Source organism: Paraburkholderia sp. OAS925 (assembly GCF_040543975.1).
Taxonomy (GTDB): Bacteria; Pseudomonadota; Gammaproteobacteria; order Burkholderiales; family Burkholderiaceae; genus Paraburkholderia; species Paraburkholderia graminis.
In genome coordinates this window covers 2,078,378-2,098,106 of sequence record NZ_JBEUNO010000002.1, presented here as the reverse complement: position 1 = coordinate 2,098,106, position 19,729 = coordinate 2,078,378, and the positions used below count along the sequence as shown (strand labels likewise).

Annotated in this window: 17 protein-coding genes; 5 read left to right on the top strand and 12 right to left on the bottom strand. The window is 62.5% G+C overall.

The window, feature by feature from the left end; translation table 11 throughout:
• The first annotated feature begins 3 nt into the window (after window positions 1-3).
• Window positions 4-927 (top strand): DUF2950 domain-containing protein, encoded by a 924-nt coding sequence (locus tag ABIE53_RS28205; protein WP_192699070.1) that lies wholly within the window; start codon window positions 4-6, stop codon window positions 925-927.
• Between the two features lie 173 nt (window positions 928-1,100).
• On the opposite strand, the gene ABIE53_RS28200 is transcribed toward ABIE53_RS28205, so the two are convergent.
• The 10 genes from ABIE53_RS28200 to ppk2 form a co-directional block, all read right to left on the bottom strand.
• The gene (locus tag ABIE53_RS28200; protein WP_006046783.1) at window positions 1,101-1,718 is read right to left on the bottom strand and encodes a PqiC family protein; all 618 of its coding nucleotides are present in this window, start codon (window positions 1,716-1,718) and stop codon (window positions 1,101-1,103) included.
• Window positions 1,715-3,334, bottom strand: coding sequence for a PqiB family protein (locus ABIE53_RS28195; protein ID WP_029965767.1), 1,620 nt, complete (start codon window positions 3,332-3,334; stop codon window positions 1,715-1,717). Before ABIE53_RS28195 ends, ABIE53_RS28200 begins: the two co-directional genes overlap by 4 nt.
• On the bottom strand, window positions 3,309-4,598 hold the full coding sequence (locus ABIE53_RS28190; protein WP_006046781.1) for a paraquat-inducible protein A: 1,290 nt from the start codon (window positions 4,596-4,598) through the stop codon (window positions 3,309-3,311). The genes ABIE53_RS28195 and ABIE53_RS28190 overlap by 26 nt, the downstream gene beginning before the upstream one ends.
• Window positions 4,595-6,070 carry an efflux transporter outer membrane subunit gene (locus ABIE53_RS28185; protein ID WP_192699071.1) on the bottom strand — a complete coding sequence of 492 codons (1,476 nt, stop codon included), beginning with the start codon at window positions 6,068-6,070 and terminating at the stop codon, window positions 4,595-4,597. Before ABIE53_RS28185 ends, ABIE53_RS28190 begins: the two co-directional genes overlap by 4 nt.
• 1 nt (window position 6,071) lies before the next feature.
• Window positions 6,072-9,317 (bottom strand): efflux RND transporter permease subunit, encoded by a 3,246-nt coding sequence (locus ABIE53_RS28180; RefSeq protein ID WP_006046779.1) that lies wholly within the window; start codon window positions 9,315-9,317, stop codon window positions 6,072-6,074.
• Between the two features lie 12 nt (window positions 9,318-9,329).
• Window positions 9,330-10,595 carry an efflux RND transporter periplasmic adaptor subunit gene (locus tag ABIE53_RS28175; protein ID WP_006046778.1) on the bottom strand — a complete coding sequence of 422 codons (1,266 nt, stop codon included), beginning with the start codon at window positions 10,593-10,595 and terminating at the stop codon, window positions 9,330-9,332.
• A gap of 177 nt (window positions 10,596-10,772) precedes the next feature.
• Window positions 10,773-11,159 (bottom strand): response regulator transcription factor, encoded by a 387-nt coding sequence (locus ABIE53_RS28170; RefSeq protein ID WP_029965773.1) that lies wholly within the window; start codon window positions 11,157-11,159, stop codon window positions 10,773-10,775.
• Window positions 11,160-11,345: 186 nt separating this feature from the next.
• Window positions 11,346-11,975 (bottom strand): response regulator transcription factor, encoded by a 630-nt coding sequence (locus ABIE53_RS28165; RefSeq protein WP_006046776.1) that lies wholly within the window; start codon window positions 11,973-11,975, stop codon window positions 11,346-11,348.
• A complete protein-coding gene (locus ABIE53_RS28160; protein ID WP_310075256.1) occupies window positions 11,972-13,183 on the bottom strand; it encodes an ATP-binding protein in 1,212 nt (403 codons plus the stop codon). Before ABIE53_RS28160 ends, ABIE53_RS28165 begins: the two co-directional genes overlap by 4 nt.
• Window positions 13,184-13,946: 763 nt before the next feature.
• Complete coding sequence (gene ppk2 / locus ABIE53_RS28155; RefSeq protein ID WP_192699073.1) at window positions 13,947-14,768, bottom strand: polyphosphate kinase 2; 822 nt, start codon at window positions 14,766-14,768, stop codon at window positions 13,947-13,949.
• Between the two features lie 228 nt (window positions 14,769-14,996).
• Here ppk2 and ABIE53_RS28150 point away from each other — a divergent pair, with 228 nt between their 5' ends.
• The 3 genes from ABIE53_RS28150 to ABIE53_RS28140 all read left to right on the top strand — a co-directional run bounded on the left by ABIE53_RS28150 (window position 14,997) and on the right by ABIE53_RS28140 (window position 16,149).
• Entirely contained in the window at window positions 14,997-15,179 is a 183-nt protein-coding gene (locus ABIE53_RS28150) for a hypothetical protein (RefSeq protein WP_192699074.1), read from the top strand.
• A gap of 7 nt (window positions 15,180-15,186) precedes the next feature.
• A complete protein-coding gene (locus tag ABIE53_RS28145; protein ID WP_192699075.1) occupies window positions 15,187-15,648 on the top strand; it encodes a VIT1/CCC1 transporter family protein in 462 nt (153 codons plus the stop codon).
• 243 nt (window positions 15,649-15,891) lie between these two features.
• Entirely contained in the window at window positions 15,892-16,149 is a 258-nt protein-coding gene (locus ABIE53_RS28140) for an RNA recognition motif domain-containing protein (RefSeq protein ID WP_006046771.1), read from the top strand.
• A gap of 28 nt (window positions 16,150-16,177) precedes the next feature.
• Here the strand turns inward: ABIE53_RS28140 and ABIE53_RS28135 are convergent, their stop codons facing one another.
• Both ABIE53_RS28135 and ABIE53_RS28130 read right to left on the bottom strand, forming a co-directional pair.
• The gene (locus ABIE53_RS28135; protein ID WP_006046770.1) at window positions 16,178-16,765 is read right to left on the bottom strand and encodes a BPSL1445 family SYLF domain-containing lipoprotein; all 588 of its coding nucleotides are present in this window, start codon (window positions 16,763-16,765) and stop codon (window positions 16,178-16,180) included.
• 161 nt (window positions 16,766-16,926) lie between these two features.
• A complete protein-coding gene (locus ABIE53_RS28130) occupies window positions 16,927-17,367 on the bottom strand; it encodes a glycine zipper family protein (RefSeq protein WP_044020158.1) in 441 nt (146 codons plus the stop codon).
• A 522-nt stretch (window positions 17,368-17,889) separates the two neighbouring features.
• Between ABIE53_RS28130 and ABIE53_RS28125 the strand changes: the two genes are divergently transcribed.
• Entirely contained in the window at window positions 17,890-19,641 is a 1,752-nt protein-coding gene (locus tag ABIE53_RS28125) for a SulP family inorganic anion transporter (protein ID WP_192699076.1), read from the top strand.
• Window positions 19,642-19,729 lie beyond the last annotated feature (88 nt).

The window sequence follows — 19,729 nt, the reverse complement described above, 5'->3', positions numbered from 1 at the left end:
AACATGTCATCGATGTCACGAATCCGGCGGCTCACCGCAAACAGCGCGTTGCGCATCATCACGTTTGCATGTGCAATGGCTCTGGGCGGATTGCCCTCGGCGCATGCGGAGCAAGACTTCCGTTCTCCCGATGCCGCGATGAACGCATTGGGCGAAGCGGTCAGCCGCAACGAAGAAACGGCCCTGCAATCCATTCTGGGTCAGAACTTCCGCACGCTCATTCCACCCGTCGGCGCCGAGATCCGCAGCCGCTTTCTCGATGAATGGGCTCAGTCGCATACAGTGCAGCAGATCGACGATCGTCATGCGCGCATTGCGGTCGGCACCGACAACTGGACTTTTCCCATCCCACTCGTGAAGCGGACAACAGGATGGCAGTTCGACATGAAGGCGGGCGCCGAAGAAATGCGGGAACGCCGGATCGGCCGCAACGAACTTGCCGTCATCCAGACGATGCTTGCTATCTATGACGCTCAGCATGACTACGCGCTCACGGACCACGATGGCGACGGCCTGCTTTCCTATGCGTCGAAGCTCGCGAGTTCGCCCGGAAGACAGGACGGCCTCTACTGGCCGACGCAGGCAAACACGCCGGCCAGCCCGTTGGGACCCGCGTTCATTCAGGCGCGCGCACGTCAGTCAGCGGATGCCGGTTATCACGGCTACCAATACAGGCTGCTGACCTCGCAAGGACCGCACGCACCAGGCGGCGCTTACGACTATCTCGCGCATGGCAAGCTCTATGGCGGCTTTGCTGTCGTCGCGTGGCCCGTGCGATACGGCGACACGGGTATCAAAAGCTTCATGGTCAGTCATGCGGGCCAGGTCTACGAGCGTGACCTGGGTCCGGACAGCGCGGCCAAAGCGGAGGCGATGACGTCGTTCGATCCCGGACCCGGCTGGGCAGAAGTGCAGCCACAGCGTTGATAATCAGCCGGACCTGGCGTTCGGCCGCCACAATCGTCAGGCCCCGCTCTGTCGAGCAAATTGCGCGATACGTCGCGTGACTGGCGCAGCCGCCGCACAGCTTGGCGACGCATTGCCGGCTTCTGTTCGCTGCAACGCTCGTGAATGCACAGCACACCAGGCCGACGCATTTCCTATTGAGGCGCGCTCGTCTGAATGGCCGCGGCAATCTCGCGGCTCACGCCGCCGAGCGCCCGGTCGCTGGCCGACACCAGGGCCTCGTAACCCGGCGTGCTCATCTCCTCACGCACAAGCGACTTTCCGGCAAGGGGCACGGCTTTGCCCGGGGGCAGCACAGTCCACAGCGCCTCGATCGTGACCGATTCGCCCAGCATTGCATCGAAACGCATCACGTCCACCCGCACGCGCCACGTACGCGTTGCATCCAGACCGGTATCGAAGATCGACGCCCGTTGAGATCCAAGCAGCGTCGCCAGGTTGCCGGCGACCGCACGCGCGATGCCGCCCTTGAGCGGCTGCCCCCAGCGGGCAAACTCGTCGAGCGTCACCTGGTTACTACCGAGGCGCGTCACGATCTGCGGCCTGTCCAGTATGTCCGGCACGGTGACCGGACTCACCACCACGTTCACCGGCGTGGCCGGCGTAAGCGGCCCGAGCGTGCGGTCAGGGCCGAGCGTGTAGAAGCTCGCCGTAGCCGACCTGCCGCACGCGCCGAGCAGCGAGCCTGCGAGCACCGGCAGCACGATTAGTGCGGCTAACATCGCGACGATAAACAAAGGCCCGCGTCTCATGGCTGATCCTCCCGCTTGCCGCGCACCAGCGCCTCGGGGTGGCGCTCGAGGTAATCCGCGAGCGTGCGCACGGCGGCCGCCGTTTGCGCGAGCTGGTTCATCGCGTCGCCGACATTCTGCTGCAACGCCGAGTCCGGCTGCAGCGCGCCGTTCGCGGAAGTCATGGTTCCCTGGGCTGCGGTCAACGCGTCTCTCGCTGACGGAACCACGTCCTTGTCGACGTGCGTAAGCAGCGAATTCGCGCTTTGCAGGGTCGCTTGCGCGTTCTTGCCGATCGCTTCGAACGGAATGGTGTTCAGTTTCGCCACGAGCCGCGACATGGAATCCTGAAGCGACTGCAGCGTGTTGGGAACGGTCGGGTATTGAGGTGGATTTTTGTTCCAGTCTATTTTGCTCTTCGGGGCATCGGGGAAGAAGTCCACTGCGAGGTAGCGCTGCCCGGTCAGCAGATTGCCGGTTCTCAATTGCAGGCGCAGGCCCTTGGAAACGAGGTAATCGGCGAAATCGCGCGTGTTCTTCACCACTGGCCCGCCCGTCGGTCCACTTTCATAACGGTTCGTGAAGCGTTCGGGATAGAAGGCGACCTCCACCACGATACTGAGCTTTCTCGCCTCGCGGTCGAACCGGGTATAGATGCCGCTCACCTCGCCGATCGTGATGCCGCGAAAATCGAGCGGCGCGCCGACCGTCAATCCACGCACCGAGTCGTCGAACTCGGCGACGAACCGGGTGACAATGCGGTCTTGCCGCTTCATGGCTTCGCCGAGGTTCTCGAACAGCGTGAACGATGCGCCGGCCGCGGCCGGCGGCTCGTTAAGCGAATGCTCGAGCGTGTCGAAAGCGACGCCGCCCACCAGGATCGACACGAGCGATTGCGTGTTGATCTTCACGCCATTGGTGTCCAATGCAATGTCCACGCCGCTCGCATGCCAGAAGCGCGTGTCCGGTCTCACGAACTTGTCGTACGGTGCATTGACGAACACGTGCAAGGTCACGCTTCTGCCATCCGGATCGAGAGCGAAGGAGGTGATCTGTCCCACCTGCAACCTGCGGTAAAAGATCGGCGTGCCGGCATCCACCGAGCCCATGTCCTTGCTTTTGAGCACGAAAGCGCGCCCTGGAATATCGCTTGCGATGACGGGCGGCGTCTCGAGCCCGGTGAATTGCTGGCGCGCCTTGGGCGAACCTCCCGCATCCATTCCGACGAACGAACCGGAGAGCAGCGTGCCAAGGCCCGATACCGTGCCGCCGGAAATGCGCGGGCGCACGACCCAGAAACGCGTGTCGTCCACGAGCAGATCGGACGCGTCCTTCACGACCTCGGCGGTCGCGATCACATGCTTGTGGTCTCTCGACAAACTGACTTCCTTGACGACGCCGATATCGACATCGCGGTATTTGATCCTGGTCTTGCCCGCCTCCAGCCCTTCGCCAGTGATGAATGTGATGGCAATCTTCGGCCCCTCGTCGAGAACCGCCTTCACGGCCAGCCATCCGCCGATCAGCACGGCGACGATCGGCACGAGCCATACGACTTGCAGCCGCCAGCGTGCGCGCGGCGCAGCCACGGCTTCCGGAAGATCCGGCAGCTCAGGTGTGTTTCCGGATTCCGGCATGATCTTGCGTGGCCTCGTCCCAGATCAGACGCGGGTCTAACGACATGGCGGCGAACATGGTCAGTACGACGACCGCGCCGAACGCGACGGCGGCCGGTCCTGCCTGGATCGTGGCGAGCGCCTTGAACTGGACAAGAGCGACCAGCATGGTGATGACGTAGATATCGAGCATCGACCACCGTCCGACCAGTTCGACCACCCGATAGATGCGCGCGCGCTGTTCGGGATTCCAGCGCGAATGAAACTGTATCGAGAGTGAGAGAAACGCGATCGCCAGTATCTTCAGCATCGGCACCGCGATGCTCGCGATGAACACCACGAGCGCGAGCAACCACGAGCCCGATGTCCAGAGATAAACGACGCCGCTCATGATGGTGTCTTTCGCGGCCCCGAAAAGCGAACTCGTGTACATGACCGGCAGCACGTTGGCGGGAACGTACAGCACCATTGCAGCGAATAGAAACGCCCAGGTGCGCGCGAGGCTGTCCTGCTTGCGACGATGCACCGAGGCTCCGCAGCGCGGACACGACAGCTCGTGCGCATGGGCGGGCGCCCTCGCAAGCAGGCCGCAGTCGTGACATTGCACCAGCCCGCACTCGGCCGCGCTCAGCCAGCCGCGCAGCACGGAACGCTCGCCAGACGCGTTGCTGCCGCCCTGCTCCAGCGCGCCGATGTGCAGCCACAGGCTGCGTGGATCGAAGGCCGCGCCCACCGCGGCGAGCGTCAGCGTGAGCGCGCCGAACGACCACAGGCCGATGCCCGGAACGACGCTGGCAATGTGGGAAAGCTTGACGAGCGCGACCAGCAGTCCAAGGATCAGCACCTCGATCATGCCCCACGGCTGAACCAGACGGGACAGCCGGAACACGACGCCGGCGGCCCACGGCACGCGATTCAAACGCAACGGCACGAGCAACCACAGCACCGTCGCAATGTGCAGGATGGGCGTGAGAATGGTGGTGGCGAAAACGAGCCCGGCGATCGGCCACATTCCGTCCCTGTACAGCACGCGGACCGAGCCGATCAGCGTGGTGTTGACCAGCGTGCCGTTCACCGAGAGCCCCACGATCGGAAACGAGTTGGCGATCACGAGCAAAACGGTCGCGCCTAACGAGAGCGCGAACGCGCGGCCGAGCCAGTCAGCCCGATTGCGGTAAAGCTCGCCATGACAGCGCCGGCACCGGAGCACGCCGCCTTCGGGAACACCTGCATCCCGTTGCAGCAGGTCGCATTCGTGACAGGCGAGAAGAGTGGCGCGCGTCATCGTTGGGCCTCGGCTGTCGGCGCGCCCGCTATCGGCTGCGGGACAGCGGGCGGCTGCGTCAGTTCCTGTGCCTTGATAACCCAGCCGCCGCCCATTGCCTTGTACAGATTCACGAACGACGTCAACTGGACGCCTTGCGTCTGCGTGTAGCTCAACTGCGCGTTGAAGAGACTCCGCTCTGCGTCGAGCACCTCGATGTAACTCGTATATCCGCCTTCGTAGCGCAGCCGTGCGAGGTGTGCGTACATGGCGAGCGCGTTCACCTGGTCGCCCTGCACGCTCAGTTGTTCGCCCGACTTTTGCAGGTTGATGAGCGCATCGGAGACTTCCTGGAACGCGACCTGAATCGCCTTTCGGTAGGCGAAAAGCGCTTCCTGTTGCCGTGCCTCCGCCTGATGCACTTGCCCTTCGATATTGCCGGCCGTGAAGATCGGCAACGACACCGCACCGGCGAACGACCATATGCGCGCGGGTCCGGAAAACAGGCTGGCGAAGTCGGTGCTGAGCGAGCCGAACAGCCCGGTCAGCGAGATCGACGGGAAATACAGCGCACGCGCCGCGCCGATCAGCGCATTTTGTGCGACCAGATTCTGCTCGGCCTGCAGCAGATCGGGGCGGCGTTCGAGCAGATCGGACGGCAGACCGGACGGGATTGTCGGCGCGGCCAGCGCATCGAGATCGTGGCCGCGCACGATCGGTTCGGGATTGCGTCCCAGCAGCACGGCGAGCGCATCTTCCTGCACTGCGATCTGCGCTTCGAGTTGCGGAAGCGTCGCGCGGGCCGCCTGATATTCGGACTGGCTCTGCGCCAGTTCCAGTTGCGATACCTCGCCGCCCTTGAAGCGCAACGTGAATACGTTGACCGAGTCGGCGCGGCTCTGCACTGTCGCTTTGGCGATGTCCAACTGTTTGTCGAGGCTGCGCAGATTGATGTAGGACGAAGCGACGGAAGCCACGAGAGAAAGAATCGTCCCGCGGCGGCCCTCTTCGCTCGCGAGCAGATTCGCGCGCGCGGCTTCGCTTTGACGCCTGATTTTGCCGAACAGATCGATTTCCCACGACGCCGACACGCTCGCATCGACCTGGTTATAGACGGCGCCGACACCGGCCGGCAGCGGCACCGCGCCGCTCTGCGACGCGCGCTGGCGCGACGCATCGAAGTTGGCTCCCGCTTGCGGAAAGAGCCCGGAGCGAGTCGTCACGAACTGACCGCGAAATTCTTCGACGCGTGCAGCGGCGATCTTGACGTCGAGGTTATCGGCGAGCGCCGCGGCGATCAGTTCGTTCAGAACGGGGTCCTGAAACTGCTCCCACCAGACGGTGTTCGCGGTCTCGGCGGTTTGTTCCATGCTGAAGCGGAACGTGGCCGGCACCTCGGTTTTTGGCCGCTCGTAGTTCGGCCCGAGCAGACAGCCGTAGAGGCTGGTCAGCACAAGAACCGCGAGCAGGCGCTCGAATGCCGGTCCACGCATGTCAGTCGTCCTCGTGCCTGGCTGAAGGCGTGGCGTTGGGCGCACCGGGACCGCCCGCAGCGGGCACCACGGGCACCACAGGCGTTACGGGCACCGGGGTGCCGGCGTCCGCCCCCGGCTTGGTCTTCGGTCCGCTCTTGCGTGACGACCACGATTCGAGCACGTAATAGAACATTGGGATGAAGAACACCGCGATAACGGTTGCGCCGAGCATTCCGCCGATCACGCCGGTGCCGATCGAATGCCGGCTGTTCGCCGACGCGCCCACCGCGATGGCGAGCGGAACGCAGCCGAGAATGAACGCGAGCGAGGTCATGACGATCGGGCGCAGCCGCTCTTCGGACGCGCGCACGGTCGCATCCAGGACCGACGCGCCCGCCTCCCGGTTGATCACCGCGAACTCGAAGATGAGAATCGCATTCTTCGCCGCGAGCGCGACCAGCATGGTGAGACCGATCTGGAAATAGATGTCGTTTTCGAGGCCGCGCATCATGATCGCGAGGAATGCCCCGAACAGCGCAAACGGAACCGCCATCAGCACGCCGACCGGCAGCGACCACTTTTCGTACTGGGCGGCGAGGATCAGGAACACCATGATCAGGCCGAAGATGAACACCGCGCCGGAGGTCCCGCCGGACTTGCGTGCTTCATAAGCCTCACCGCTCCACGCTACGCCGTAGCCGGCGGGCATCTGCGCGGCGAGTTCTTCCAGCGTGCTGATCACCTGGCCCGAACTGTAGCCGGGCGCCGCATTCGCCGTGACCAGAACCGCCGGGAAATTGTTGAAACGCGTCAGCAGATCGGGACCCGTGACGTATCGGTAAGTCGCGACCGCCCTCAGAGGAATCATCGATCCGCTCTTGCCGCGCACGAAGATCTGATCCAGGTCCTGAGGCCTGAGGCGGTATACCGGATCGGCCTGCAAGATGACCTGCCACAGCCGGCTGGAGCGGTTGAATTGCGAGACATAGAGGGAGCCGAACATCGTCTGCATGGAGCTGTAAATGTCTTCAATCGGCACGCCGAGCGTCTGCGCCCTCTCACGGTCCACCTCGACCAGCAACTGCTGCGACGAAGCGTTGAACGTCGTCGTGACGCGCGAAAGTTCGGGGCGCTTGCGCGCCTGCTCGATGAATTGCTGAACGACGCCGGCGAGCTGATCAATCGTCGCGTCGCCCTTGCTCTGTATCCAGACTTCGGTTCCGCCCGTTGTGCCGAGGCCTGGAATGGATGGCGGATTGACCGGAATGACGAGCCCGGCCGTCACTTTCGACAAGGTCCGGTAAGCGTCCGTCAGCACCGCTTTTGCGTTTTGCGTGCTGCGGTTCGCGCGCGTGTAGCGCTCGTCGAAACCCTTCAGGCCAACGAAAAAGGTGCTGGCATTATTCTTGTTCTGCACATCCAGCAAGCTGTAACCGTCGACCGTGGTGATGCTGCCGACCGCCTCCTGCTTCATGAAGTACTCGGTAACCTGGTCGGATACCGACGCCGTGCGATCCAGGCTCGCGGCATCGGGCAACTGGACCGCGCCGAGCAGATAGCCCTGGTCCTCGGGCGGCAGGAACGCACCCGGAATGGCTTTAACGATCACCACGGTCAGCGCGATCATCCCCACAAAGATCAGCAAGCCTAGTACGAAACGCTTGATGATGAACTGGATCGCGCGCGAGTAGCCGCTTGTCATTCGCGCGAACGCATTCTCGAACCAGCGGAAAAAACCCTTCTTCTCCTTGTGCGTGCTCTTGAGCAGCACCGCGGCCAGCGCCGGCGACAAGGTCAATGCCACGAGACCGGAGATGACCACCGAGATCGCAATCGTGATAGCGAACTGCTTGTATAACTGACCGGTGATTCCGCTCACGAACGCCACTGGCACGAACACCGCGCACAGCACGAGCACGATCGCAATGACCGGTCCCGCAACCTCGTCCATCGCCGCCTTGGCAGCTTCCTTCGGAGGGAGCTTGTGGACCGTCATGTTGCGCTCGACGTTCTCGATCACCACGATCGCGTCGTCAACCACGATGCCGATCGCGAGCACCATCCCGAAGAGCGTCAGCATGTTGATCGAGAAACCCAGCAGCGCCATGCCCATGCACGTCCCGACAATCGAAATCGGCACCGCCAGCACCGGGATGAGCGTCGCGCGAAGGCTTTGCAGGAAGATGTACACGACGATCACGACCAGCACCAGCGCTTCGAAAAACGTGTGGATCACGTCGGAGATGGACGCTCGCGTGAACTCCGTGGTGTCCATCGCGATGTCGTATTTGATGCCCTCCGGGAACGACTTGCTGAGTTCCGCAAGACTCGCGCGCACCTGCTTCGACACATCGAGCGCGTTTGCGCCGGGTTGCTGATAAACCGCGATGATCGTGGCGGGCTTGCCCTGGAAACGGCTGCGGATCGAATAGTCTTTTTGCCCGAGTTCGGCCCTGCCTACGTCCTTCAGCCGCACGATCGCCGAACCTTCGCTGGCCGCGCGCAGGATGATGTTTTCGAACTGCGCCGGCTCGGCGAGACGGCCGCTCGTCGTCACCGCGAACGACTGTTCGACGGGCGATCCCGTAGGCGACTGCCCGATGCGGCCGACCGCGAACTGCTGGTTCTGGTTCTGCACCGCGGTTTGCACATCGGTCGCCGTGATGGCGAGCTGCGCCATGCGGTCGGGCTTTAGCCACACTCGCATCGCGTAGTCAGGCGTACCGAAGATGCTCGACTGGTTGGCGCCGGGAATGCGCTTGAGTGCATCGAGCACATAGATGTTCGCGTAGTTCGCGATATACGTGCTGTTAAAGCGCTGGTCCGGCGAATAGATGGCGATGACCATCATGAATGCCGACGACTTCTTCTGCACCTGGACGCCCTGCGCCTGAACCGACTGCGGCAGTTGCGGCAGTGCCAGGTTCACGCGGTTCTGTACGTCGACCTGCGCGAGTTGCGGATTGGTGCCGATTTCGAAGAACGCGTTAATGGTCAGATTGCCGGTCGACGAACTCGACGAGTTCATGTAAATCATGTTGTCCGCGCCGTTCACCTGCTGCTCGATCGGTGCGGCCACATTGTTCGCGACGACATCGGCGCTCGCTCCCGGATAGGTCGCGGAGATCGTGATCTGCGGCGGCGTGATATCCGGATACTGGGCGACGGGCAATGAGAACATCGTCAACGCGCCTCCCAGCGTGATGACGATGGAGATCACGGACGCGAAGATCGGCCGGTCGATGCAGTAGTGGGAAATACTCATCGTTGCCGTCCTTTATTGCGTGCCGCCGGCGCTTGTCGGCCGCTGGACGATTTTTAGCGGCACGCCGGCCGTCACGCGGATCGCGCCGTCGACGACGACACGCTCGCCGGCCTTCAGTCCGTCCGTGATGAACCAGTCGTCGCCTTGCCATTCACCGACTTCGACGACCCGCTGATGGCCCTTCGATTCGTTGTCTACGACCCACAGAAAGTGGCTCTTCGAGCCTTGCAGCACCGCGCGCTGAGGCACGAGAATCGCGTTGGGCCGGATCGCGCCGGCCACGCGCGCGCGCACGAATTGTCCGGGACGCAGGACGGACTTCGCATTGTCGAACACGGCCCGCACGAGGAAGGTTCCCGTTTCTGTGCTGAAAGCAGGATTGGCAAAGTCGATCGAGCCTTGCTCCGGATACACCCCGCCGTCGGCCAGGACCAGCGACACCGTGAAGCCGTTATTCGGAGGGAAGCGCAGACGTCCGGTGGCAATCTGATCGCGGTATCTCAGCATTTCATTTTCGGAGATGCTGAAGTTGACCCACATCGGGTCCAACTGATAGACGGTCGTCAGCAATCCCGATTGCGTCGCCGTAACGTAGCTGCCATCCTGTTGCCGCGCGAAGCTCGACAGGCCGGTCAGCGGCGATTTGATCGTCGTATAGCTGAGGTTCAGATTCGCGGTGTCCACTTCGCCTTTGGCGGCGATAACCGCCGCGGCGGCTTGCGCCTCGCCGCCGACCGCGTCGTCGAGATCTTTTTTGCTCAACGCGTTCTGCGCCACCAGCGGTTGCACGCGCGCCAGGTTGGCCTTTGCCACCTGGTGCCGCGCCTGCTGCTGCGCCAGTTGACCTTTTGCGGTACGCAGCGCGGCCTCGAACGGCTTGGGGTCCATCAAAAACATGGTCTGCCCCGTCTTCACCAGCGAGCCCTCGACGTACGCGCGCCGATCGAGAAAGCCGTCGACCCGCGCGCGTATCTGAACTTCACGCGAGCTCTCTGTCTGCGCGGTGAATTCAAACTGCACAGGCGTGTCGCGCGGCGTCACCGTCATCACAGTGACTTCGGGCGCACTCGGTTGCGGCAATGCCTCGCTCTTGCCGCAGCCCGCGACGAGCGCGAGCAGCGCAAGAGCCAGCATCGACATCAGCAACGGGATCAGCAACTGCCGCAGTGTCGACTGCGAATGCCGGATAGGCCCAGCATCGTCGGGCGTGCCCGTCAGCGCTCGAGAAAGACGCACCGGCAGCCCTGGCAGCAAGCAGGTAACGGAGGCAGTATTCATCGCATGCTCCGGCTAAATGCGTCCGGGGTCTTTATCACCGTATTCTCCGGATGGCGTCAGCGCGGCTGACGGCTGCGGGAATTCCAGTTTGGTCATCGCGCAAAGGCAGGGCAATGGGACTTTGGTCTCATATCGCGGCGCGTGCGCCTCTGCGTAGCAGACGCGGCAACAGCGGCGTCAGGGCGTGAGCGGAATGCCCAGCGCCATCTGGACCGTGCGGATCAGGACCGAACCGTTGAATGGTTTGCGCAAATAGCCGACTGCGCCTGCGGCCAGAACCTGCTCCCGCACGGCGGCATCGTCGTGAGCCGTTATGATGACGACGCGAATCAGACTTCCCGCCAGCCGGCGCTGCACATCGAGTCCGCTGATGCCGGGCATCTGAACGTCGAGAACCGCGCAGCCAGGACGGAATGACGGAACCGACGACAGCCTGTCGAGGAACTGTTCCCCTGTGGTGAAGACCTCGGCCTCCATGCCAACCGACCTCAGCAGGCGCTTGATCGCCCTTCCGACCGACTCTTCATCGTCGACCACGGCCGTTGTTGGTGTGGCATTACCCATATGGTGTGTCGGACCTTTCAGACGGTGCGGCAAAAAGGCGATTGAGTAGAGAAGCGTAGCCGTCCGGCGCGTAGACGGAAATAGGACTTTGGTCTCGTCTCTGACGGATTGCGAAGGATTACGAGGAATTGCAACGATTTGCGGATAGGCAGAACGCCCGTACACGGATGACACGCGTGCGTTCCGCTAGCGCCCGGGGTCTGCGCTCTGTGCCAAACGAGCCTTCTCGGCAAGACGGACGAGCTCAGCAAGCGAACCGGCTTTCATCTTTTCCATCACACGTGCGCGATGGATCTTGATGGTCTTTTCCGCCGCCCCGAGTTCGCTCGCCACCTGCTTGTTCAGATAGCCTTCCACCACGAGCATCATCACCTCGCGCTCGCGCGGCGTAAGCTGATTCAGGCGGCTATGGATGTCGGCGAGTTCCGCGCGCGCCGCGAAAATGCGCCGTGCCCGTTCTAGCGCACGTTCGAGCACGTCGAGCAACACGGCGTCATGGACAGGCTTCGGCAGGAAGTCAGCCGCGCCGGCCTTCATTGCATCGATGGCGGAATCCAGGTCGCCATGACCGGAGATGACGATGACCGGCACGCACTCGTGCAACCGGCGCTGGAGCGCGAGTCCGCTCAGATCGGGAAGTTGCAGGTCCAGCAAGAGACATGCCGGAGATGCTTCCAGATCGGCGTCTTCGATAAACGCTTCCGCACTGGCGAACGTTTCCACGCGATGCCCCGCGGAGCGGATCAGTCGTGCCAGAGCAGTGCGGACGTGTTCGTCGTCATCGACGATGAACACCACGGGAGCGGAAGCGTTCACGACGTATAGCGAGAACCGGATGCCAGGCCTTCAGCGCCGCCCGCCGATGGAAGCAGGATGTGAAATGTTGCACCCCCATCATCGTTGTTGTCGGCCCACAGACGGCCGCCATGCATCGAGATTATCGAACTGCTGATCGACAGGCCGAGGCCGAGCCCATGCATCTTCGACGTGAAAAAAGGTTTGAACACGTCGCCGACCTGGTCCGCATTGAGCCCCTGCCCCCGATCGTTCACGGTGATGCTGACGCCTGCCTGCTGAGGCGCTGCCCTGATTCTCACCGAGACCACGCGATGTTCCGCACTGCACTGTTCGACGGCGTCGAATGCGTTTTGCAACAGATTGATCATCACCTGCTGCAACTGCGTGTTGTCGCCGCGTACTTGCGGCAAATGCTTCTCGACGTCGAGCGTGACGCTTACGCCAAGTGCGAGCGCACTGCGGCGCATCAGGTGGGTCGCGCCGCGCACGAGCGTATCGATAGCGAGCGGCCGCGTTTCGGGCGTCGCGCCTCTGACCAGTTGGCGCAGTTTGCGAACAATTTCAGTGGCTCTGAAGCTGTCGTCGACGATGTCCGCGAGCGCTTCCCGCAAATTGTCAGGGTCGCTTACGGGCGACTGGAGAAATCGCTGCGCCGCCTGCGCGTTGCCGAGAATCGCGGTGAGCGGCTGATTGATTTCATGCGCGAGAGCCGCCGCCATTTCGCTCAGATCCGACACGCGTGCGGGTTGCACACTCTTCAGGTCGTCTGCGGAGGCGTGCGCGTGTTCGCACGGATCGACGATAGTCACGATCCACGGCGATGCGCCCGCTTCATATCGCGTGCATTGCACGCTGACCGGACGCTCGCCACCGTCCCTGCACCGGGCGACCGCCATGCGTCGCTCGCCTGCGGTCCCAGCGCGCGAACCCGGCACGAAGGCGCCCGAGGGTATGGCCTGCTTATCTGTGTCGTCGGCTGCGTCGTCCGCGGTGTCGTCCGCCATGCGCGGACACAACTGCATGAAGGACAGGCTGCACAGTTCGTTTGTCGTATACCCGAAGAGCGCCGCCGCCGGTTCATTGACCTGCATGACCCGATAGTCGTCATCGACGACCATCACCGCAACCGGCATCGCATCCAGCAGCGGCCTCAGATCGGCGCCTGCGTAGGCAGACGGCGCGTCGTTCGCGCGGCGGTGCCACCAGGGTATATATCCGGCTAGCACAGCGCTCAATCGGCTCGCCCGTCCGGCTTGAGCTACCGCGGAATGCCTGTGCGCGCGTGTGCTGCGCGGGTCCCGACGCACGGCATTCTGACCCGCTGCCGACCGGTCGCGAGGGAGGTGGAATCCTGCGTCGTGCAGATGCATGGGTGTCCTAATTGTGCCCGCCATAAGCTCGAGCGCTGAACCGGAAGCGGCGGCGCGAACCCGCCCTGGAGAAATGAGCCGCTCAACTGCTGCCACGACTTCGGACACTACGTTGCGATGATGATGCCTGAGACCATTCATGATCGAACTCTCCGTAGGATGCCTTACGGTGTCGAGCAGCAACGTCGATTTGCAGCAGTTTGCAGCCGATGCTTGCCGCGTGGCCGCGAACCTTCTCGCTGACGAGCCAGCGCACCGACCTGTGAATTCAGCAGTGATCCACTAATAGCGAAGTATTCGACCGCAGGCCCGGCTAAGACGATGTTCCGTCTGCGCGTCTTTTGAGAAAGATATACTTAAGCGTAATGAAATGACAGGCTTGTTGTCAGATTTTCCCTAATATTTGACTGACCCTCGATCTCGAGCAAGTAAAAAAGACTGAATGATTCAGCGGGTCTATTAAGGCTGTCCGCACATAGCCTGAACGCCGTTGGAATGACGCGCCGCATTGCGTTTCAGGGCTGGAATACGGGCATGAAGCGCCGTCACACCACCGAAGGTTCGAAGCGCTGATATATTGTGCGCAAGTCGTCTGGATACGCAAACCGTATAACCCGTGTCAGAATTTTTCGGGTACATATTTATACGGATAAGCGGGCTCCTGATAGCTCTTCGCCTTCTGTCGCGACGGCAATTGAATTGCTTCCCGTCGCACGGCCTCATACGGAATCTGACTCAATAGATGGCTAATGAGATTCAGGCGTGCCCGCTTCTTATCGTTCGAGATCACGACATGCCACGGTGCGAATTCGGTATCGGTCATCGCGAACATATCGTCGCGGGCGCGTGAATAATCGTACCAGCGCCGGTACGATTCGATGTCCATCGGAGAAAGCTTCCAGATCTTGCGCTCGTCCTTGATGCGCGCTTCGAGCCGCCGCGTCTGCTCCTCGGGACTCACCTCCAGCCAGTACTTGAGGAGAATCACGCCCGAATGAATAATCGCGCGTTCGACGAGTGGCACGACGCGCAGAAACTCCTGCACCTGTTCATCGGTGCAAAAACCCATGACGCGTTCGACGCCTGCCCGGTTGTACCAGCTTCGGTCGAACAGCATGATTTCTCCCGCTGCTGGCAGGTAGGGCAGATAGCGCTGAATGTACATCTGACTCTTTTCACGCTCGGTGGGTGCAGGCAGTGCGACGACCCGGAAGACGCGCGGACTGACGCGTTCTGTAATCGCTTTAATGGTGCCGCCCTTGCCCGCGCCATCGCGGCCCTCGAAGATCACGCATATTTTCGCGCCGCTTGCTTTCGTCCATTCCTGAAGCTGGACCAGTTCGACATGAAGCCTCGCAAGCTCCTTCATATACGCCTTGTTGTCGAGCTTGCGCGCACGTCCGGCGTCTTCGACGTTGCTGGCATCGGCCATTCTGGACATAGTCTCGCCTCCATATTCTGTGCCCACGCGGCACCGCTTGCCTTCCCGACTATCGACGCCGGATAAGACGCGGGCAATAGGACCTTAGGCCGATGTTGGCGAGCGGCCACCATGATCCAATGCATGGCGTAGCCGGTTCAACGCAGCGCGCATCTGTCGATAGCGCGAATAGCCGCGCCCGAAGAAGCCGTCAGGTAATGAACAATGAACAATCGGTAAGAGGTGTTCATGGAGCAGGATAAGCGTGTGCCGTTGCTCAATCTCATCGATCGCGTCTCCGAAATCCTGTTCGGCCTGCTCATGGCCGTGACAATTATGGGCTCCGTATCGATAGCTTCCACCTCGCGCGACCCGGCCCGTGCGGCGACCATTGCCGCCCTCGGCTGCAATATCGCGTGGGGACTTTGTTGACGCAGTCATGTATCTGATGCGGACCGCGACCGAACGCACGCGGATACGCCGCATCGCACACAAGGCGCTCGGCGCGGACGCGAACGGCGCACGCCGACTGATTGCCGATGAATTGCCGGAGCACGTGCGGGTCATTACGGGCGACGACGAACTCGAAGGTATGCGCAGGCGTTTGCAGACGATCGAGCCGCTTCGTCGTCACGCACTCGGGCCGCGGGACTTTGTTGAAGCCGCCGGCATCTTCGCGCTCGTGGTCATCGCCACTTTTCCGGTCGTCGTCCCTTTTCTGCTGTTGAGCGACGTGAAGGCCGCCATGAACACGTCACGGGTAATCACCGTCGCCATGCTGTTCGTGCTTGGCGTCGCGCTGGGTCGCTACGCGGAATATCTGAAGCCGCTGCGCACGGGCCTTGCTATGGCCTTGCTCGGCGTCGTGCTCATCGCGGCGGTGAAAGCGCTGGGAGGTTAGCGTGGCTGCATCGGGACAGAGGCCATGCGGAGAAACCGGCGCATTAGAGCGACCGCCGTGCGCGTGTAGGACTTTGGTCTAATTGCCAGGGTCAACTGCCGCCTTCAGGATCAAAGCGATGGCGAGCCGCCCACCGCTGATCCCGCGCTGATCCCGCGCTTGGCCCGAGAGCCGCCGTATAGCGGCGGCGGCGTCAACCTCATGGCCCGACCGATGAATTGACGGACACTCAAGGAGCGCATCATGGCCGATCTCTGGATAGGAAACGTCGAAGAGAGCACTTCGGACGACGAAATCAGGGACTTTCTTATCAAGTACGGATTTCCGCCGTTTGATCAGGTCATGCGCTATCACGGAACCGGAGCGCGGCCCGCGCTCGTGCTCACCTTCCACGACACTCCGCCGGACGCATTGCGCCGCCTGCAGTCCCGAATCCACAACATGTTCTGGAAGAGCCGGACCATCGTCGCGCAGGTCATGCCGGAGCACGACGACAGCTAGGAGAAGCCGCGCACGTGGCGCGGCGCGTTCATATCGTCAGCCGGGTCACTTTCGCGCCGTTGACCGACGCATCGGCCATCAGACCGACATTGGTCAGCACGAGCGCCACGACTTGCGACGACGCGGACGTCGTATCGATAGCCCCGTTGGCACCGACCTTGGCGATCGACACCCCCACATCGCCACCCGCCGACCAGCCTGCCGAACTTTGGAACGCCGCGAGCGAATCCTGGGTCATGAAGAGGAAAATGACCGCGGTCGACTGTGCCCCTGCCTGGAACCCAAACGACGCTCCCGCCACGCTGAAGTAGCCGGCCGTCTTGCCGCCGGAACGCAATGCGCCCTCGCCATACTCGGCGCCGACGATAAACGCCGCCTTCTTCACGTCCGGGAACACGAGGATGCCTTGAGCCTTCGACATGAGCTCGCGCGAACCTTGCACCGTCGATGACAGCCGGCTCAACGTGCCATCGACGCTCGCATCTATCGCCTGGCGCTTCGAAGCATCGGTCTCGCCACTCTTGCCGCTGCTGGACGTCATCGTGCAACCGGCAAGAACCAGAGTCCCGGCGGCCGCGGCAGCAGTAGTCGTCAGCACAAAATGCCGTCTGTTCATTGTTCACCTCCATAGTGTTGCCGTGGCGAAACTTTCCGTGCCCGATTACATGATGTCATGGCGGCCGAATCGGCGAATCGGACTTTGGTCTTACAGCGCGCTCGTATCCGCGTCGCGGGAGGCGCGCAACTGGTTGTGTCGCTTAGGATGCCTCTTTCGCCTCATTTCACCGAATATCCTCGCCCTTGCATGCATGCGGCCCACGCCCGATCATAAGTATCGATAGCCCCTTGCGATTGAGCCTGAGTGGAGGCCGCTGCAGCCCGTTGATTGTTGCGAGCCCGCGCGCCGCCGGCCATCGTGCCACCCGCTGCACCGATTGCGGCGCCCTTGCCCGCGTCGCCGGCAATCGCGCCTATCGCTGCGCCTCCAGCGGCGCCGCGCGCGGCGCCTCTAACACGCTCGCCGCCGCCGACCGCAGGTCCCGAAGGTGGTGGCGGGCTGGTGTTCACCGTCGCTGGATCGATGCCCGTGTTGCTCTTGGCCCACGAATAGCATGCGCCGTCGTCCTTCTGCTGCTGTTGCTGGCTTTGCCCTTTGGCGGGATAGGCAACCGGCTTGGCCTGCACGGCGGAGCCAAACAACACTCCGCTCGCAAGCACCGCGCAAAAGCAGCGTTCCCTGTAAGTGTTCACAGCGACTCCTCGATTGGGCGCGCGATGACGGCATCGGATTGCATCTGCCGGTGCGTGCCGCGCCGTCGGATACAGCGGCCCGCATGCGGCGCCGTCGACGCATATCGTCATGGACGCTGACGAACCTCACCGCCGCGCCGAAGCCCATCGACCGTCGGCCGCCGTCAGCGTGTCTGTGCGACTCGTCCCTATCCGTCACGCACGCGCGCAGGTCGCGCAGGCGCGCCGCGAACCTGGGAACGCACAGTCCTGCTTCAAAGATTGTGTCGCCTGCCGGGCGAACACAATCGGACCATGGTCGTATCCGTTCGACGATGCCATCGGACAGCCGCAATCTGCACCAGGACCAAAGTCCGATGTGCACCGGTTCTCCCCCGCACTATGCTGAACAATCGGTACATGATCGTCGCCGTGAATGGGTGACGCCCGGACGGCTCTGTTCGCGCCCCGCTACGAGCTCGAACCGGCTCCGCGAAAGGAGACCTCGCGATGAGCGACCCGCCTCGCCCACAGCCATCCATGTTGAACCCGGAGCGTGTCGCCGGCTGGCGTGCGGTATTTCCCGTCGCGCAGTGGCTTCCTGCCTATCGGGCCGAGTGGCTGAGGCACGACGCGATTGCGGGCGTGACGCTTGCGGCCTACGGCATTCCCGTGTCGCTCGCGTATGCAACGCTTGCCGGGTTGCCGCCCCAATACGGCATCTACTGTTATCTGCTCGGCGGCCTCTGCTACGCCATCTTCGGATCCTCGCGGCAGCTTGCGGTCGGACCGACATCGGCCATTTCAATGCTCGTCGGCGTGACGGTCGCGGGCCTCGCAGGTGGAGACCCTGAGCGCTTCGCGTCCATCGCGGCGCTGACGGCAATACTGCTGGGAGCGATGTGCGTCGTCGCATGGATACTTCGGCTCAGCTCCCTCGTCAACTTCATCAGCGAAACGATTCTGCTTGGCTTCAAGGCCGGCGCGGCGCTCACGATCGCGCTCACGCAGTTGCCCAAGCTGTTCGGTGTCCAGGGTGGAGGCGAACAGTTCTTCGAGCGCATCGTCGTGCTCGCCCGGCAACTGCCCGATACGAATTTCACGGTGCTCGCGTTCGGGCTAGCCGTCATCGTCCTGCTGCTGCTCGGAGAACGGCATCTGCCGGGGCGCCCTGTCGCGCTGCTGCTAGTCGTGGCCTCCATCATCCTGATGTCGGTCACACCGCTCGCATCGATGGGCGTCAAGGTCGTCGGTGCGATCCCACAGGGCTTGCCCGCGTTTCATGCGCCGGGCCTACGCTTGCGCGACGTGGACGGAGTGATTCCGCTCGCCTTCGCCTGTCTGCTGCTCGCTTATGTAGAAAGCGTCTCCGCCGCGCGCGCCATCGCGCACACGCGAGGCTATGAGATCGATCCGCGTCAGGAATTGCTGGGCCTCGGCGCTGCGAATCTGGCGGCTGGCTTTTTTCAGGGTTTCCCTGTGGCCGGCGGACTCTCCCAATCGTCGGTGAACGACAAAGCCGGCGCAAGGACGCCCCTCTCGCTCGTGTTCGCTTCCGTGACGATCGGGCTTTGCCTGATGTTCCTGACAGGACTCCTCGCCAATCTGCCTAACGTGGTTCTCGCGGCGATCGTGCTCATCGCGGTTAAAGGTCTCATCGACGTCGACGAACTGCGCCACGTATGGCGCGTCAGCCGCTATGAATTTCTCGTTGCGATGGTGGCTTTTGCCGCGGTGCTGTTGCTTGGGATTCTGAAAGGCGTCATTTTCGCCGTGCTCGTCTCCATGTTGCTGCTCATCAGACGCGCTGCCTGTCCGCACGTCGCGGTTCTGGGCCGCATTCCCGGCACGCGCCGCTATTCGGACATCGAGCGCAATCCCGACAATCAGCCAGTACCTGGCGCATTGATGTTCCGGGTCGAAGCATCGTTGCTCTACTTCAACGCCGACTATGTTCGCGCCACGGTGTGGGCACATATTCGCGCTTCCGCGCAGACACACTCGCTCGTGATATGCGATCTCTCCGCTTCGCCGTTCGTCGATCTTGCGGGCGCGCGCATGCTGTCGGCGTTGCACGCCGAACTGGCAGCGGCCGGCATACGCCTGCGGCTCGTCAGTGCTCATGCAAGCACGCGCGATATCCTGCGCGCCGAGGGAGTGGAACAACAGGTGGGTTATATCGGACGGCGCGTGTCGGTGGCCGATGTCATCGACGAGTGGCGTGGCGTTGCCAGCGCCGGCGTTACCGCGCCGCCCAACTGACAGCCACAGGGAGGAACTGCAAACAGACAGAAGAAGGCGTCCAACGATCCGGCATGCCAATGCCTTGCTTGCCCTGCTTTGCACCTGG

Bases quoted from the DNA above. Each gene is read 5' to 3' on its own strand.
- ABIE53_RS28200 (WP_006046783.1), bottom strand. From the start codon at position 1,718: ATGAGACGCGGGCCTTTGTTTATCGTCGCGATGTTAGCCGCACTAATC.
- ABIE53_RS28150 (WP_192699074.1), top strand. From the start codon at position 14,997: ATGGAGCAGGATAAGCGTGTGCCGTTGCTCAATCTCATCGATCGCGTC.
- ABIE53_RS28185 (WP_192699071.1), bottom strand. From the start codon at position 6,070: ATGCGTGGACCGGCATTCGAGCGCCTGCTCGCGGTTCTTGTGCTGACC.
- ABIE53_RS28135 (WP_006046770.1), bottom strand. From the start codon at position 16,765: ATGAACAGACGGCATTTTGTGCTGACGACTACTGCTGCCGCGGCCGCC.
- ppk2 (WP_192699073.1), bottom strand. From the start codon at position 14,768: ATGTCCAGAATGGCCGATGCCAGCAACGTCGAAGACGCCGGACGTGCG.
- ABIE53_RS28125 (WP_192699076.1), top strand. From the start codon at position 17,890: ATGAGCGACCCGCCTCGCCCACAGCCATCCATGTTGAACCCGGAGCGT.
- ABIE53_RS28145 (WP_192699075.1), top strand. From the start codon at position 15,187: ATGTATCTGATGCGGACCGCGACCGAACGCACGCGGATACGCCGCATC.
- ABIE53_RS28175 (WP_006046778.1), bottom strand. From the start codon at position 10,595: ATGAATACTGCCTCCGTTACCTGCTTGCTGCCAGGGCTGCCGGTGCGT.
- ABIE53_RS28180 (WP_006046779.1), bottom strand. From the start codon at position 9,317: ATGAGTATTTCCCACTACTGCATCGACCGGCCGATCTTCGCGTCCGTG.
- ABIE53_RS28195 (WP_029965767.1), bottom strand. From the start codon at position 3,334: ATGCCGGAATCCGGAAACACACCTGAGCTGCCGGATCTTCCGGAAGCC.
- ABIE53_RS28205 (WP_192699070.1), top strand. From the start codon at position 4: ATGTCATCGATGTCACGAATCCGGCGGCTCACCGCAAACAGCGCGTTG.
- ABIE53_RS28190 (WP_006046781.1), bottom strand. From the start codon at position 4,598: ATGACGCGCGCCACTCTTCTCGCCTGTCACGAATGCGACCTGCTGCAA.
- ABIE53_RS28140 (WP_006046771.1), top strand. From the start codon at position 15,892: ATGGCCGATCTCTGGATAGGAAACGTCGAAGAGAGCACTTCGGACGAC.
- ABIE53_RS28170 (WP_029965773.1), bottom strand. From the start codon at position 11,159: ATGGGTAATGCCACACCAACAACGGCCGTGGTCGACGATGAAGAGTCG.